Source organism: Gemmata sp. SH-PL17, assembly GCF_001610855.1.
GTDB lineage: Bacteria > Planctomycetota > Planctomycetia > Gemmatales > Gemmataceae > Gemmata > Gemmata massiliana.
In genome coordinates this window covers 3,920,465-3,934,835 of record NZ_CP011271.1, presented here as the reverse complement: position 1 = coordinate 3,934,835, position 14,371 = coordinate 3,920,465, and the positions used below count along the sequence as shown (strand labels likewise).

The window sequence follows — 14,371 nt, the reverse complement described above, 5'->3', positions numbered from 1 at the left end:
ACGAAGCGTCAGCGCCCACCAATTGGAAGTGTCAGCAGCGGGGCGCTTCCGCCCTTGTCGGTCGAGAGTTGGAGCCGCGCCAGTTCGACGAGCAGCGCGAACGTGGCCTTCGTATCGCGGTCGCGCTCGTCGATGTAGAACCAGTACCCCTTGTGCCGAACGGCCACGTGTGCCGACGCGGGTGGCCTCTTCCCCTCCGCCCAACACACTTTGAACAGTCCGCCGAGCACCTGTTGCCAGTCAAACTGCCGACCGTCCAGCCCGGTAGTGACCGGCGCGACTCCGCTCGCGAGGTGCGCGGTCGGCACTTCAACTCCGTTCGCGACGAAGAACAGTACCTGCAACAGCGAGCGCGTTTCCAGGTCGAGTTTGTCCAAACCCTCCTTCGGCGCGTCCTTCAGATACGGATCGAGTTTCGCCGTGGTGAACTCGAACGAGGTCCGTGCCGGGTTCAGTTTGAACACCCGGCACAGTGTCAGGAAGTCCGGGTCGCCTTTTACCGATTCATCGAACCGCAGAATCGGTTGCTGCTTCTTGCGAACCACGCGCCAGTTCCCGTTCTTGTCCTTGCGATACTCGAACCCGGCCTGGGCCGCACGAACCTGGGCACTCGCGGTGACCTTCTCCGGCGGCAGTTCGTCGCTCACCGGATCGTCCTGTTCGTCGATGAAAATGGTCGCCAACTTGCGATCGGTGAGCCGTTGGAGGGCCTCGACGCCCGCGAGGAAATCCGCGAATTCGGGCGGAGTTTTGGGTGTCGGCCCGCTTGCGGTTTCGGCGTTCGACACCCAGTTCATGTTCTCCAACCAGAGGCGGAAAACGGTGGACGTGGGCCACGTCGTTTTGCTCAGCGAGGCCGTCGATTCCAGCGACAGCGGGGTGAACAACCGACGGGTGAATTCCTGATCGTCCTGCGACGTGTACGTGAGCGTCGGGCGGCTCGCGCTGCTCCAGCCGACTTGCGGTAACACGGTGCTGCGGTACCCACCGAACGCTTGCCCGGCCGCCGCTGCCGTGAAGAACGGCGTCAGTCCGACGTTGCGAGTGAACTCGTACTGGTCCGCGAGCGAACTCACGGCCAGGCTGCTCGGCGTATCGGTGTACCGGAGGCGAACGATGTTGAGGAGGAGTTGCTCCTCGCCGCTTACCTTCACCGCCTCGTTGTACCGGATGCGATCGGAGGGCAGCGCACGCGGACCGATCGAGCACCCGCCACAAGCGAGAGCGAACACGCACAGCGCCGTTATCCGCCACCCCGCGCCGGTCATGCTCGCTCCTCATCATCGCGCTTCACAAAGAGTTATCGGTTATCGCGATCGTGCGGATGAGGCAAACAAGGCAGCTTGCGTTCGGCGAACGCACCCGCGTTATCGCTCCCGGAGCGGGCCGCTATGTTAAGGAGGAACCAATCGTTTCCCCGGGCGCCGCACCATGACTGAACCGAACCGAACCGAGCGCGAGTTCGGGGTGCCCTTCCCCGGCATCATCCTTGACCAAGAAAAGTGGACACAAACGGCGCTGAAGGCCGTGCCGGACGGTCACCTGAACTGGCCCGAACTGTTCGGCCGGGACGCGCCCGTGGTGCTCGACCTCGGGTGCGGAAACGGCCGGTATCTCATCGGATCTGCGCTCGCGCGCCCCGACCACGACCACCTCGGAACGGACATTCTCCCGGTCGTGATCCGCTACGCGCGCAAGCGCGGCAACCAGCGCGGGCTGGCGAATCTGAAGTTCGCGGTGCTGGGCGGCTGGGAGCTTCTCGAAAAGCACGTTGCGCCGCACTCAGTGGCGGAAATCCACTGTTACCACCCGCAACCTTACTATGATCCCGCGCAGGTCTACCGCCGACTCATCACGCCGGCGTTCCTTGCGCTCGTCCACCGCGCGCTTCGACCCGGCGGGCGGTTCGTCATTCAGACCGATAACCCCGGCTACTGGAAGTACATCCGGGCCGTCGTACCAGTGTTCTTCGACTTCCACGAATTGAGCGGGAAGTGGCCGGATTCCCCGCGAGGTCGCACGCGGCGCGAGATCATCGCCACGCAAAAGAAGCTGCCGGTGTTTCGCGCGGAAGCGGAGGCGAAACCGGATCTGAGCGAGTCCGACGCGCTCAGTTTGGCCGAATCGCTTCCGCCGCCGACGTTCGACGCCGACCGCCGACTGCGTGAGTTGGACAAACTCGCGTAGGTCGAAAAATACGAAACACGAAGCTCGAAAATCGAACAAAGTGCGAGCGGATTGGAACCTCTTAAATTGGGGCGAGCGCTCTTCGGATTTCGAGTTTCGTATTTCGTGCTTATGTTGCGGGGCGCTCGATGCTGAACCTGACCGACATTCCGCGGCTGGCACGAAGCGCGGGCCGGCTCGCCGAGATCACCCGCGTGCTCGCGAAGTACGGGCTAGCGGACGCGCTCGCGCGCCTCGACAACCGCTTCGTGCGCCGGTGGACCCGGCACACCGGACTGGGGCGAATCTCGTCCCAGTCGCGCGAGGTCCGCATCCGACTCGTGCTCACCGAACTCGGCACCACGTTCATCAAGTTCGGGCAGGTACTCAGCACGCGCCGCGACCTCATCGGTTCGGCCCTGAGCGACGAACTGGCGCAACTGCAATCGCACGTTCCCGGTGACCCGTTCGAGGTCACGCGCGCCACGATCGAGACCGAACTCGGCAAGCCGCTCGAAGAACTCTTCAAGACGTTCGACCCGGAACCGCTTGCGTCCGCGAGTATCGGGCAGGTCCACAAAGCGACGCTGCACAACGGTCGCAAAGTGGCAGTGAAGGTCCAACACCCGGACATTCACCGCCGGGTCGCCGACGACCTCGCCATTCTCGCCGAACTCGCGGCCCTCGCGGAGCAGTATCTGTCAGAGTTCCGCGTGTACCGACCGGTCGCGGTGGTCGCGGAGTTCGAGCGCGTGCTCCTGCGCGAACTCGACTTCCGGCGCGAGTTGCGGCACCTGCAACTCTTTCGGGCGGCGTTCGCGAACGATACCGGGGTGCGGTTCCCCGAGCCGTACCCGGACCACTCGCGGGCGCGCGTTCTGACGATGGAACTCTTCGAGGGCACCCCCTTCAGCAACCCGGACGCGGTCCGGGCCGCGGGCGGGAACTTCGCGGACCTCGCGCGCCGCGGGGCGCGGGCGTTCCTCGATATGATCTTCCGAGACGGGCTGTTCCACGCGGACCCGCACCCTGGCAATGTTTTCTTCCTTCCTCCTACAGAATCCTGTCCGGACGGGGCCATCGGGCTACTCGATGTGGGGATGGTCGGCCGCATCGACGACCGGCTGCGCGAGCGAATCGACCGCGGTGTGAGCGCGGTGCTGGTGAAGGACTCCGCGACGATCACCGAACTCATCGTGCAGGTCGGCGACGTGCCGTCACAGTTCGACCCGGCCGCGCTCGAATGCGAGGTCGCGGAACAACTCGCGTTCTACCACGGGATGCCGCTCGAACAGTTCCAGCTCGGCACCGCACTCAACGAACTGACCGACGCGATCCGCCGCTACCACGTGATGCTCCCGGCACCGATCGCGCTGTTACTCCGAGTGCTGGTAATGCTGGAAGGCACAGGCAGATTGCTCGCGCCGGACTTCAACTTGGTGGAACTGCTGGAACCGTACAAGAAATCGAGTGTGTTAAAAAAACTCTCGCCCAAAGGCGCGCTGCGGCGGCTCATCGGTACGGCGAGTGACTGGGACGAGTTGGTTCGCGCGTTCCCGCGCCAGATGCGCAACCTGATGCGGATGCTCTCTCGCCGAGAGATCGGCGTGGAACTGAGCCACCGGCACTTGGAACCGTCGGTGAACCGGCTCGCGTTCGGATTGATGATGAGTTCGCTCTTTGTCGGGTCGGCGATGATGTGGGCGGCGAAGGCGGAACCCCTGGTGTACGGCATCTCGTTGTTCGGCGCGCTGGGGTGCTTCACGAGTACGGTGCTGGGCTACCGCCTCTTCCGGGCGATCCAGCACTCCGGTCGGCTCGAAGAACGCGACGGGGAACAGTAGCCCTCGCCGGCACGCGACAAATTCGCGCCCACTTGCGGGCAAATTTTGCGCACTGCCAAGTCTCTATACTCCCTCCATTCACGGCGCAAGCAGGCCGAAAGCTAGCCGACCGATAGGACGGTCTCCGGTCCATTTTTTGCGTTTAAAACCGACAACCAACGAGTTCGCTCCGCTCGGACGCCCTCCCTCGTCCCGCACGCAGCTCTCGACTGATCCGTCTTTGTCACCTTCCACACCCGGAGTGCCGTATGAACCGGCGAACCCGCCGCGCGTTCACGCTGATCGAGTTGCTCGTGGTAATCGCGATTATTGCGATCTTGATCGGGTTGCTGCTTCCCGCCGTGCAAAAAGTGCGCGAGGCCGCGGCCCGTATGAAGTGCACCAACAACCTCAAACAACTCGGGCTGGCGCAGCACAACCACGAGTCGTCGTTCGGGTACTACTCCGGTTCACTGGACAAGAACCCGCCGGCCGAACGGTCGTGGAGCATTCCGCTGCTGCCGTATGTGGAACAGCAAGCACTGTTCAACCTGTACGACCAGACCCGCCCCTGGTTCGATCCGCCTGCGACGAGCAAGAACCAAGAGGTCATCTCCGCGCAGTTGTCCGTGATGATGTGCCCGTCGTCTCCCGTCTCCAATCGGCTCCAGACCGGTGTGACTGATAAGGGCAAGGCGTTCACCTGCTGGGCCGGGGACTACGCCTCCTGCCGGCAAGTGAAAGCGGACATCGCCGCCGCGGGCATCGTCTCGCTGGCCGGCGACGGGTTGCTCGGCAAGGACGTGAACCGCAAGCCACTCGAGGTCACCGACGGGCTGTCGAACACGATCATGTTCGGAGAACGGGCCGGCGGACCGCAGCCGTATGTGAACGGGAAGCCGAACACCGCGGTCACACCCGGCAGCGGGTACGGGTGGGGCGCGCGGGCCAACTACATCCAATTGTCGGGGTACCTGAGCGACGGGGTGACCGCACCCGGCCCGCGCGTTATGAACGCGAACAACGACGAGTTCTACAGCTTCCACAGCGGCGGCGGGAATTTCTGCTTCGGTGACGGGTCGGTCCGGTTCATCCGCGAAAGCGTTCCCGCTCCGGTTTTCGCGGCGCTCCTGACCGCGATGGCCGGCGAGGTGATTTCATCGAACGATTATTGACCGTTCCCGTAGCAATTTGAGTCCAAGAGGGTTCACGCATGCGATTCCGTTTCGAGCGCGCAGTCGCGCTCGTGTTCCTGGCCCTCGCACCATCGGCGTGCGAGAAGAAAGACGCGCGCGTCCCGGTTTACCCGGTGAGCGGGAAGGTGCTCGTGGGGGGGTAAGCCGGTCGCGGGCGTCATGATCGTGCTGCACGCGACCGACGGCAGCCAACCGGCCCCGGCCAAGCCGAACGCGAAAACTACCGCGGACGGAACGTTCCGCCTGTCGAGCTACGACCCACAGGACGGCGCGCCCGCGGGCACCTACGCGGTCACGCTGTTCTGGTTCAAAAACAATCCAGACGACGACGGCTCGGCAGACCGGTTTAAGGGCAAGTACGCGAACCCGGACAAACCGGTCCGTACCGTAACGATCACTGCCGGTCCCAACGAGTTGCCGGTCTTCGAGCTGGCGCGCCCCGATGGAGCGACGGGATAATTCGGACCAATTGCACTATCATTATCCGATCGACGCGGTCGCGAACCGGTAGGCAGGGTTCAGAGGGAATTCGTGGGGCAAAATTGTGCGAATACCTTCGTCGGAACTCAGTCAAACCACCTGCTTCCAACCGATTATTTGCCACAACAGCTTTCAATTAATCAACATCGGCGACAAACGAATCACATGCGACAGCGACCCGAACCCGTTCGGAGATTTATTCTGTCACTAAAAAAGATAGTCACATCCAATTTGACACCAATCGGTTCGCGCCACAGAATCCTTACAATCACTTCAGCTCTCCAACAGCCGGACAGTCGTTCTTGTTACGCACCGGGGGATGTCGGCGATGGAAAACTCACAGATCGTGCTCGTTGTCGACGACACTCCCGGTTCGGTGGAGCGCGTGGCCGGTCTGCTCGAATCCGCCGGGTTCCGGGCTCACACGGCCCAGTCCGCGGGTGCCGCTTTGGACGCGGCGCACGCGACCGAGCCGGACATCGTGGTCCTGGAACCGCTCATGGAAGACGGCTGGGAAGTGACCGCGTGGTTGCGCCGCAGGGACGGGCGCGGACCGGCTCTGGTCGCCCTCACGCGCGGTCCCTGGGACGTGAGCGATAGCCGGGCGGCCGGGTTCGATTACCTCGTTATGAAGGCGGACGACCCGCAAACGCTGCTCGCCGCCGTCGCGCTCTGCGCGTCGCCCTTCGATTCCAACGACGGAGACGGGTTCTCGTCCTGAAGCCGGGGTTCCTCCGAGCTTATTACCGTCGGTCGTAAAGTTCATGTGCCAATGCACGGTCCAAACGGACCCGTGCCGTACAAAGCATTCTCAAAATAAGCCGTTTGTTTTCCCATTATCCGACACTACATTACCTATCTGCCCATGAACACGCACCTCAAACCGGGGTCCGCCCCGATTTCGCCCGTACCCATGAACCACACCGCGAAGCCACCGCCCCAAGAGGGGCCGGCGCGCCCGGCCGAACCGGGGCACTTCACCGCGGACCTCGTTCCCCACCTGGTTTGGGTCGCCCGCCCGAACGGGGGGCTGGAGTACCTGAACCAACGGTTCCGGGAGTTCGTGGGACGCGCGATCGAGAGTTTGCACGGTTGGGGCTGGCGCGAGATCGTTCACCCGGACGACCTCCCCGAAGTGCTCAAGCAGTGGGGGCGGTCCCTCGCGATCGGTAGCGAGGGACACGCCAAGGTCCGGCTCCGGCGCCACGACGGGGTGTACCGGTGGCACGGGGTCCGTGCGCAGTCGGCCCTTACCCCGGACGGGGCAGTCGCCCAGTGGTTCGGCACCTGCACCGACATTCACGAACACGCGCGGGCCGAAGAAGAGCGCCGGCACCGCGAAAACCGGCTCTCGGCACAGCAGGCCGCGCTGCTTGCGCTGGGGCGCGACGTTCTGCGGTCCGGCGACCCGGCCGACGCGGTGCGCAGAATGACTGAAGCCACCGCCCGCGCCCTCGGCGTCGGCCGGGTGAGCGTCTGGCGCCACACCACGAGCCGCCGGGCGATCCACTGTTTCGATCTCTACGAAGCGCACGCGGACCGACACACTGCGGGGGCCGCGCTCTCGGCCGATGACTACCCGAAATACTTCCGGGCACTCGAAGAAAGCGACGTCGTCGCGGCCGACGACGCACCCGCCGACGCGCGCACCCACGAGTTCGCGTCCAACTATCTCGTGCCCCTCGGGATCGGCGCGATGCTGGACGTTCCCCTGCGCCCGTTCGGGCGATTGGAGGGCGTGTTGTGCTGCGAACACCTCGGCTCGCCCCGAACGTGGGACCGGGACGAGCAGGTGTTCGCGATGGCCGTCGGGAACCTGATCGCGCTCGCACAGGAGCGCTGGGAGCGGGAGCGCGCCGAGGACGAGGTGCGCGCGGCCCACGCCACATACGAAACCGCCATTAAAGCGACCGGCCACGTGCTCTACGACTGGGACGTGGAACGCGGCCGGATCGAGTGGGGCGGGAGTTTCGAGCGGACCCTGGGGTACCGCGAGGAGGAAATGCCCACCGAACTGAGCGCGTGGGTCGCGCTGGTTCACCCGGACGACCGGACCGCGCTCGACCGCGAGATCCGGCGCGTGACCGAAACCGGGACGCCGTTCCAATTGGAGTACCGGGTGCGACACCGGGACGGAACGTACATCGTCATGGACGACACCGGGCACTTCGTTCCCGCCCCCAACGGGCGCGCGAAGCGAATGGTCGGGTTCGTGAGTGACATTACGAATCGCAAGCGCCTGGAAGAACAGGTCCAACAGTCGCGGAAGATGGAAGCGGTCGGTCGACTCGCGGGCGGGGTCGCGCACGACTTCAACAATCTGCTCACCGTCATCAACGGGTACACGGAACTGGCGATCGGGGCGCTCCCCGAGGGTGCCCCCGTTCGGTCGATGGTGGACGAGGTGCGTAGGGCCGGGGACCGGGCCGCGGACCTGACCCGGCAGTTGCTCGCGTTCGGGCGCCAGCAAGTGCTCCAGCCAAAAATATTCGACCTGAACGAAGTCGTGGGCGATCTCGCGGGCATGTTCCGGCGCGTGATCGGGGAAGACATTCAACTGGGCGTCCAGACCGGGGCCGGCCCGCTGCGCGTGAAGGCGGACCCGGGGCAGGTCGAGCAGGTGCTCATGAACCTGGTCGTTAACGCCCGCGACGCGATGCCCACGGGCGGGAACCTGACCATCGAAACCAGCACCGTGATGCTATCCGCGAAACTGGCTCAGGACGGGTCCGAGGTCATCCCGGGACGGTACGTGGTGCTGGCCGTATCGGACACCGGATGCGGGATGCCGGACGAGGTACGCGCGCACGTGTTCGAGCCGTTCTTCACCACGAAAGAAATCGGAAAGGGCACGGGCCTGGGCCTGGCGACCGTGTACGGGATCGTGAAGCAGTCCGAAGGACACATCGAACTGGAGACCACCGTTGGGCAGGGAACCACGTTCCGCGTCTACTTGCCGGGAGTGCCCCAAACCCCGGACGCCCGTGAGCCGGAGGCCGCTCCCGACGAACTACCCAGCGGCACGGAAACAGTGCTCGTGGTCGAGGACGAACCGGGCGTGCGTGCCGTGGCCCAAATGATCCTCCAGTACCTCGGGTACACTGTCCTGGTAGCGGCAAACAGCACAGAGGCGACGGCCCTCGCACGAAGCGGTCCACCGATCGACTTGTTACTCACAGACGTGGTGATGCCGAGAGTGGGCGGACGGGTAGTGGCCGAGCAGCTCCAGCGCGACACGCCGAACCTAAAAGTCGTGTACATGTCGGGGTACACGGACGACGCAGTGGTGCGTCACGGCGTCGAGCAGGAGCGCACCGACTTTCTCCAAAAGCCGTTCACGCCCGCGACCCTGGCACACAAGGTACGCTCCGTTCTGGACCGGAGTGCGTAAACACTCGTGCGTGGCGCCGGAACGGGGGACCGCGTTATACGTATCGGACCCGACACCACGGCGGTGTTCTACCGCCGGGCGTTCGGGTTCGGGACGCGCCTCGAATCCGAACGCCTTGTCGCACTGGACGCGGCCGGGAAGAACGTCTTGCTCCTGTTCCGTACTGGCGCGACGGGTGATCCGTAAGCGTTCGGCGAAGCTTTCGATTACCCGCAACTCTGGGTGCCCAAGGTCGGTGTTCGGCGTAGCAGCCTGTTGAAAAACGCGCAACTATTTGGTGCTGGTGCGCGTCGAAGGAGTATCACGGTTTGAGGTCGTCGTCATGGCATTAGCAGTACAGCGCGGATTTTCCGGCGTTCCGTAAGCTGTTCATCGGGGAGGACTACCGATGACCGAGCAGGAAATCGTGGGCCTTGGTCCGGCGTTCGCGGCGCACCTTCGACGGTTCCGAGGGAGCTTCGTCCAGGACCGGACGGCCAAGCACTTCGATACCTATTGCCGTGGCTTACTGTCCGATCTGCCCCGCAAGAGTATCGAGCCGATCGCCATCGAAGCGGGGACCGCGGTGCGCACCCTTCAGGAGTTCCTGGTTACCGCCCGCTGGGATCAAGCTGCGGCCCGCGACACCTTGCAGAAGCACCTCGGTGCGGTCGTTGCGGACCTCCCGAGCGACCCGCTCGGAACGGTCGGGGTGATCGACGAGACCCGTTGCCGCAAGTGGGGGGACCACACACCGGGGGTGCAGCGCCAGTACCTGGGGTGCGTGGGCAAGGTCGACAACGGCATCGCGACGGTCCACATCGCGGTGACGAAGGGCACTTTCCGGGCCCTGTTGAACGCCGACCTGTTCCTCCCCAAGTCGTGGGCCGCGGACCGGGGCCGGTGTGAAAAGGCGGGCATCCCCGAGGATGTCAAGCACCAGACCAAGTGGCGGTTGGCGGTGGACCAGTGGCTCCGCGCGAGGGGCAACGGGTTGTCGTTCGACTGGCTCACGTTCGACGAGGGGTACGGGGCCGCGGTCCCGTTCCTCCGGTTCCTGAACCTGGTGAACCAGCGGTTCGTGGCCGAGGTGCCGGTCAACTTCTCGGTTCGCGAAGCGGCCAGCGGTCCGGCCCTGCGGGCGGACGCCCGGTTGACCGAGGCGCTCGCCCGGAACGGCAAGCGGCATCGCGTCGCCCACCGGACGGTGAGGGGCTCGTTCTGGCGCGCGGCGACCGCAACGGCGTGGGTGGCGGACCGGGAGCACACGTTGGTCGCGGCCGTGAACGAGTCCACCGCCGAGGTCAAGTACTTCCTGACCAACGCGACGGCGGCCCCGCTGGCCCGGGTGCTGGCCGTGGGGTTCCGGCGCTGGACCGTGGAACACGCCTTCCGCCTGGGCAAGCAAGAAGCCGGATTGATGGACTACGAGGGGCGGAACTACACCGGGCTCCTTCGGCACCTGACCCTGGCCCTGATCGTCCTGGGGTTCGTCGCGACCCACACGGAGCGGCGGCGGGGGCCCCCCAAGGTGACGGCCGAGCCGGTGTGCCGGGCGCTGAACCAGCGGTGCGCGGTCGTGTTCCGCCGGCGACGGGGCGTGCCCGACGCGCGGCACGCCAGCAAGGTCATCGGCTACCACCAGAAGCGCAATTCCCAGGCCGCCAAGTCGCACAAGAAGCAGCGGCATAGGCGCTCGATATAGGAGCACACTCGTGGGGCTGGTCGCCGACCTTGTTGTGAAGTTCGCACCGCGATTCCGCCCAGCGACCGATGTGGCCGGGGCGGAGGCGTGGCAGGCCATTCTCGGCGAGTACTGCGCCGCCGTGAAGCAACTCGACGGCGCCGAGGAGGAGATTGCAGGGGGCCTGCGGGGGCTGCTGACCGACCGCGACGGGATCAGGGTCATTCTCTGGGTGCACGCCGCTATCACGCGGCCAACCCGCGGGTTGGTTGAGCCCTGTGCGAAGTGCTGTGCGGCCGGGACGCATACCTGCAACACGAGTGGGTTGCCGAGGTACTCGGCGAGATGGGCGACCCGCGAGCGATCCCCGCCCTCCGGGCGGCATGCTCGTTCGAGGTGGCCGGGGACGCGTTCCGGTCGCTCCCGAAGCGGTGCCTGGAAGCGCTCATCGCCATCAGCACTCCGGAGGCAGTCGCTGCCGCGCGTGAGCAACTCGCGTCGCCGTGGCCCGAGGTCCGTGAGTGGGCGGCTGAGGTGTTAGTCGAAAGTGATGCCCCCGATCAGGTGTAGGATAAACCCGCGCTGTACTGCTAATCTTGTTGAACCGTAACGTTTGCTAATAATTGGCCCGCTGCGGCTCGTGCGGACTCCCCGCGGCCCTTGTATCCGGCCAGCGCGTAAGCCTCGATCGCGGTGCGCCCCGCGAGGTACAACTCCACGAACTTCAACTGCTTCGGGTTCAGGGCCTTGGGCATATCTCACCAGCTTGCGGAATGAACGGGCTTATCACTGGACGTTCAGGAATGGGAGGCCGCTTCCGCGGCTCCAACGGCTCGCACTACTGTGCTCGGGGGCTCCAATTTTCCCGCAGCTTCCAGTCGCTTACGAACCAACCGAACGAGTTCCGAACTCGCACCAATTCGCGCGCCGATTGCAAGGTTGCTGACGGTCGGGTCGCGGAGGAGTTCTTGTTCCGCGCGAGCACGCTTGTCGGTCGCGTCGGATTCTTCCGAGCCCTCCAACGTCACCTCGGGTGTTGGAGGGGTGGGCGCAGAACCCGACGTGGTTTGCGGGGCGTTGGAAGCGACTTGGAGGGACTCCGACGCCTTTTGGAGCCGGGCCACTTCGCCTTCGAGCCAGGTCGCGTACTTCCACCATGCTTCTTCGGCTCATGAGGCATCAGGGGTGAATGGGGCTATTTTTCGATAGCGGGAGTAGTTACCCTTCGGGGTTGGCCTCGGTCCTTAATTGGAGCGCCCACGGATGGATTTCCCGATCCTCGGGCTAATGAGCGACGACGCCTGCGACCAGTTCCTGGTGGACACGCTCCACCCCGACGGGCTCGGTTGCCCGGGGTGCCGACGGGATGATGCGCGGTCCGTTCACGATCGCCATCGCCCACCCGTGTTCGACTACCGGTGCCGTCATTGCGGGGCCGTGTTCAATGCGTACACGGGCACCCCACTGCAGAAGACGCACCGCTCCCCGACCCAACTGGTCCTGATCCTGCGCGGTATCTGCCAGGGCACCCCGACCGCGCAACTGGCTCGCGAACTCGGATGTGATCGCAAGCACCTGCTCACACTCCGGCACCGACTTCAGGGCTTGGCTTTGCAAGCCGCGGAGCACATGGGTCCGGTGCCCGGTTCGACAACCGAGGCCGATGAAATGTTCCAGAACGCGGGGGAAAAAAGGCATTCGGCACCCGGACCCCGATGACCCGCCTCGGCGCCGGGCCAACAAGCAACGGGGCCACGGGAACTTCGACAACGATCGCCCGCCGGTGGTCGGAGTCGTCGGCCGGGGAAGTGGCGCGGTTGCCCTCGCGGTCGTGGGTCGAACGGATCAGGAGACGCTTACCTCATTCGTCGGCTCGTCGACCGTCGCGGAGGCGATGGTGTACACCGACGAATGGAAGGGGTACGCCCGGTTGGCGCAGAACAATCGCGGTCATGCGACGGTGAACCACACGCCCGGTCAGCGGGAGTGGGCGCGAGATGACGACGGGGACGGGATCCGCGAAGTGCATGACAACACCCTGGAAGGATTGTGGGCCGCGTTGCGCACGTTCCTGCGCCCGTTCCGAGGGGTCAGCAAGCACTACCTCGGCCAGTACGTCGCCGTCTTTCAGTGGGCCTACAACCTCAAAGACGCGATACCCGACACGCTGAGAATTATGCTCCGACTCACCCCTGACGCCTCATGAGCCGCTTCTTCTTCGGTACCTGGGACCAGAAGTTCGCCGCGGCGCCCGTCGGGGTACACCTTCGTGGGACGCGTCTCATCCGGTACACCGACGCGCGCGACGTATTCGACGCGCGATACGCCACGGCGGAACAGGGTGATCCGGGGCCGGCGGTGGGGGCGGTGGCGGGAGCCGGAGCGTGGAATCGGTGAAGCGCATGGTGAACGATCTCGACGGAAGAAGGTGAGAACCGCGGGCACAACGAGATGCCCGCGGGAGAGCTAACGGCGGCTCACCGCGGAGTGAGGACGGTCATGCTCAGGGACGGGGCCGCATTCGCCGCAGGCGAAGTCGCCCGGAGCGCAGCCAAGAATGCCTGTGCCGCTGCGTCGTCGCGGAACGCGAGCACCACATCGCGCCGGTTACCGTGCCCGTTGGGATCGGAGGCGGAGAACCGCAGGTCTACGGTCTCGGCTGTATTCGCGGCACGAACGAGGGCCGCATTCGTTTCGATCGTTTTCGCGAAACCAATCACTAGAGTCGCTGCACAATAGTGGCCGGGTGCGTAGGTTTGGTGTATGAGCCACACGAGTCGGTTGAGGCGAATGCCGGACACGTTCCGTCAACTGACCGGGATTACCCCCGATGCGTTCGACCAACTGTTGGCCGAACTCGAACCGCGTTACCCGCAGGCCGACGCCAAGCGGAAGAAGCGGCCCTCTCGTCAGCGGAAGCCGGGTGCGGGGCGCAAGTTCGCGCGCCCGTTGAGCGACCGATTGCTGATGCTGTTGATGTACTACCGGACCTACACCACCCACGCCTTCCTCGGGTTCTTGTTCGGCATCGACGACCGTTCCGTGTGCCGCAACATCAACCCGCTCCAACCGCTGTTGGCCGGGATCTTCCGGATCCCGGAACGCCGCATCGAACGGGAGCCCGACGAGATCCGCGAGCTTTTCTTCGACGCCACCGAGCGGGCCATTCCCCGGCCCACTCGGCGGCAGAAGCGGTTCGACTCGGGGAAGAACAAGCGGCACACGCTCAAGCACCAAGTGGTGGTCGTGCGCAAGCGCAAGAGCTCCGGGCGGGGCGGCCAACGGCGCCGGGTGCGGATCGCCGCCGTGTCGAAGGCGTTCCCGGGCAAGACGCATGACAAGAAGGTGTACGACGCGACCGCCGTGGTGCGCCCGGACGGGGTGCGGCGCACGGGCGACACGGCGTACCTGGGAACCGGGCTGTGTACCCCGCGCCGGCGACCGCCGAAGGGTCCGCTGACGGCCCGGCAGAAGGCCGGGAACCGGCGCGTGTCGCGCCGTCGGATCGTGGTCGAGCACGGGATCGGGAAGATGAAGGTGTGGCGCATCGCGGCCGAGCGGTACCGGAACCCGCGCCGCCGGCACACCCTCATCATCAAGAACGTCGCCGGACTCCACAACCTCATGTACGCATGAGGTCGAACACCCGGGG

General features: G+C 65.0%; 17 protein-coding genes. 14 read left to right on the top strand and 3 right to left on the bottom strand.

Annotation, left to right across the window (positions count from 1 at the left end; translation table 11 throughout):
- Window positions 1-8: 8 nt before the first annotated feature.
- Window positions 9-1,268 (bottom strand): hypothetical protein, encoded by a 1,260-nt coding sequence (locus VT84_RS16420; protein WP_082840290.1) that lies wholly within the window; start codon window positions 1,266-1,268, stop codon window positions 9-11.
- A 163-nt stretch (window positions 1,269-1,431) separates the two neighbouring features.
- On the opposite strand from VT84_RS16420, the gene VT84_RS16415 reads away from it, so the two are divergent.
- The 10 genes from VT84_RS16415 (at window position 1,432) to VT84_RS16375 (ending at window position 11,289) form a co-directional block, all read left to right on the top strand.
- Window positions 1,432-2,187: a tRNA (guanine(46)-N(7))-methyltransferase TrmB gene (locus VT84_RS16415; protein WP_082840289.1), complete on the top strand. Its 756-nt coding sequence runs from the start codon at window positions 1,432-1,434 to the stop codon at window positions 2,185-2,187.
- A 128-nt stretch (window positions 2,188-2,315) separates the two neighbouring features.
- Entirely contained in the window at window positions 2,316-4,010 is a 1,695-nt protein-coding gene (locus tag VT84_RS16410) for an ABC1 kinase family protein (RefSeq protein WP_082840288.1), read from the top strand.
- Between the two features lie 248 nt (window positions 4,011-4,258).
- A complete protein-coding gene (locus tag VT84_RS16405) occupies window positions 4,259-5,164 on the top strand; it encodes a DUF1559 domain-containing protein (RefSeq protein WP_082840287.1) in 906 nt (301 codons plus the stop codon).
- A gap of 38 nt (window positions 5,165-5,202) precedes the next feature.
- Window positions 5,203-5,328: a hypothetical protein gene (locus VT84_RS41700; protein ID WP_255359551.1), complete on the top strand. Its 126-nt coding sequence runs from the start codon at window positions 5,203-5,205 to the stop codon at window positions 5,326-5,328.
- Window positions 5,329-5,344: 16 nt separating this feature from the next.
- The gene (locus VT84_RS16400) at window positions 5,345-5,644 is read left to right on the top strand and encodes a hypothetical protein (RefSeq protein WP_052561684.1); all 300 of its coding nucleotides are present in this window, start codon (window positions 5,345-5,347) and stop codon (window positions 5,642-5,644) included.
- Window positions 5,645-5,993: 349 nt separating this feature from the next.
- The gene (locus tag VT84_RS16395) at window positions 5,994-6,386 is read left to right on the top strand and encodes a response regulator (protein WP_162271727.1); all 393 of its coding nucleotides are present in this window, start codon (window positions 5,994-5,996) and stop codon (window positions 6,384-6,386) included.
- Window positions 6,387-6,578: 192 nt separating this feature from the next.
- Window positions 6,579-9,056 carry a PAS domain-containing protein gene (locus VT84_RS16390; protein WP_204249771.1) on the top strand — a complete coding sequence of 826 codons (2,478 nt, stop codon included), beginning with the start codon at window positions 6,579-6,581 and terminating at the stop codon, window positions 9,054-9,056.
- A gap of 6 nt (window positions 9,057-9,062) precedes the next feature.
- Entirely contained in the window at window positions 9,063-9,242 is a 180-nt protein-coding gene (locus tag VT84_RS16385; RefSeq protein ID WP_052561678.1) for a hypothetical protein, read from the top strand.
- A gap of 202 nt (window positions 9,243-9,444) precedes the next feature.
- Window positions 9,445-10,740, top strand: coding sequence for an IS701 family transposase (locus VT84_RS16380; protein WP_082840285.1), 1,296 nt, complete (start codon window positions 9,445-9,447; stop codon window positions 10,738-10,740).
- 264 nt (window positions 10,741-11,004) lie between these two features.
- Window positions 11,005-11,289, top strand: coding sequence for a HEAT repeat domain-containing protein (locus tag VT84_RS16375; RefSeq protein ID WP_082840284.1), 285 nt, complete (start codon window positions 11,005-11,007; stop codon window positions 11,287-11,289).
- Window positions 11,290-11,309: 20 nt separating this feature from the next.
- Here VT84_RS16375 and VT84_RS16370 read toward each other — a convergent pair whose 3' ends face one another.
- Window positions 11,310-11,474: a terminase small subunit gene (locus VT84_RS16370; protein ID WP_082840283.1), complete on the bottom strand. Its 165-nt coding sequence runs from the start codon at window positions 11,472-11,474 to the stop codon at window positions 11,310-11,312.
- 508 nt (window positions 11,475-11,982) lie between these two features.
- Here VT84_RS16370 and VT84_RS38585 point away from each other — a divergent pair.
- Genes VT84_RS38585 through VT84_RS16350 form a run of 3 tightly spaced genes read left to right on the top strand, consistent with a single transcriptional unit; the run spans window position 11,983 to window position 13,116 of the window.
- Window positions 11,983-12,438, top strand: coding sequence for a transposase (locus VT84_RS38585; RefSeq protein WP_157469542.1), 456 nt, complete (start codon window positions 11,983-11,985; stop codon window positions 12,436-12,438).
- Complete coding sequence (locus tag VT84_RS16355; protein ID WP_082840281.1) at window positions 12,383-12,925, top strand: IS1595 family transposase; 543 nt, start codon at window positions 12,383-12,385, stop codon at window positions 12,923-12,925. Before VT84_RS38585 ends, VT84_RS16355 begins: the two co-directional genes overlap by 56 nt.
- Entirely contained in the window at window positions 12,922-13,116 is a 195-nt protein-coding gene (locus tag VT84_RS16350) for a hypothetical protein (protein WP_082840280.1), read from the top strand. Before VT84_RS16355 ends, VT84_RS16350 begins: the two co-directional genes overlap by 4 nt.
- 80 nt (window positions 13,117-13,196) lie before the next feature.
- Here VT84_RS16350 and VT84_RS16345 read toward each other — a convergent pair whose 3' ends face one another.
- On the bottom strand, window positions 13,197-13,439 hold the full coding sequence (locus VT84_RS16345) for a hypothetical protein (protein WP_157469541.1): 243 nt from the start codon (window positions 13,437-13,439) through the stop codon (window positions 13,197-13,199).
- A 70-nt stretch (window positions 13,440-13,509) separates the two neighbouring features.
- On the opposite strand from VT84_RS16345, the gene VT84_RS16340 reads away from it, so the two are divergent.
- Window positions 13,510-14,355, top strand: a complete 846-nt coding sequence (locus VT84_RS16340) for a transposase family protein (protein WP_239465867.1) — start codon at window positions 13,510-13,512, stop codon at window positions 14,353-14,355.
- The last annotated feature ends 16 nt before the right edge of the window (window positions 14,356-14,371 follow it).

Bases quoted from the DNA above. Each gene is read 5' to 3' on its own strand.
- VT84_RS16420 (WP_082840290.1), bottom strand. From the start codon at position 1,268: ATGACCGGCGCGGGGTGGCGGATAACGGCGCTGTGCGTGTTCGCTCTC.
- VT84_RS16415 (WP_082840289.1), top strand. From the start codon at position 1,432: ATGACTGAACCGAACCGAACCGAGCGCGAGTTCGGGGTGCCCTTCCCC.
- VT84_RS16410 (WP_082840288.1), top strand. From the start codon at position 2,316: ATGCTGAACCTGACCGACATTCCGCGGCTGGCACGAAGCGCGGGCCGG.
- VT84_RS16405 (WP_082840287.1), top strand. From the start codon at position 4,259: ATGAACCGGCGAACCCGCCGCGCGTTCACGCTGATCGAGTTGCTCGTG.
- VT84_RS41700 (WP_255359551.1), top strand. From the start codon at position 5,203: ATGCGATTCCGTTTCGAGCGCGCAGTCGCGCTCGTGTTCCTGGCCCTC.
- VT84_RS16400 (WP_052561684.1), top strand. From the start codon at position 5,345: ATGATCGTGCTGCACGCGACCGACGGCAGCCAACCGGCCCCGGCCAAG.
- VT84_RS16395 (WP_162271727.1), top strand. From the start codon at position 5,994: ATGGAAAACTCACAGATCGTGCTCGTTGTCGACGACACTCCCGGTTCG.
- VT84_RS16390 (WP_204249771.1), top strand. From the start codon at position 6,579: ATGAACCACACCGCGAAGCCACCGCCCCAAGAGGGGCCGGCGCGCCCG.
- VT84_RS16380 (WP_082840285.1), top strand. From the start codon at position 9,445: ATGACCGAGCAGGAAATCGTGGGCCTTGGTCCGGCGTTCGCGGCGCAC.
- VT84_RS16370 (WP_082840283.1), bottom strand. From the start codon at position 11,474: ATGCCCAAGGCCCTGAACCCGAAGCAGTTGAAGTTCGTGGAGTTGTAC.
- VT84_RS38585 (WP_157469542.1), top strand. From the start codon at position 11,983: ATGGATTTCCCGATCCTCGGGCTAATGAGCGACGACGCCTGCGACCAG.
- VT84_RS16355 (WP_082840281.1), top strand. From the start codon at position 12,383: ATGAAATGTTCCAGAACGCGGGGGAAAAAAGGCATTCGGCACCCGGAC.
- VT84_RS16350 (WP_082840280.1), top strand. From the start codon at position 12,922: ATGAGCCGCTTCTTCTTCGGTACCTGGGACCAGAAGTTCGCCGCGGCG.
- VT84_RS16340 (WP_239465867.1), top strand. From the start codon at position 13,510: ATGCCGGACACGTTCCGTCAACTGACCGGGATTACCCCCGATGCGTTC.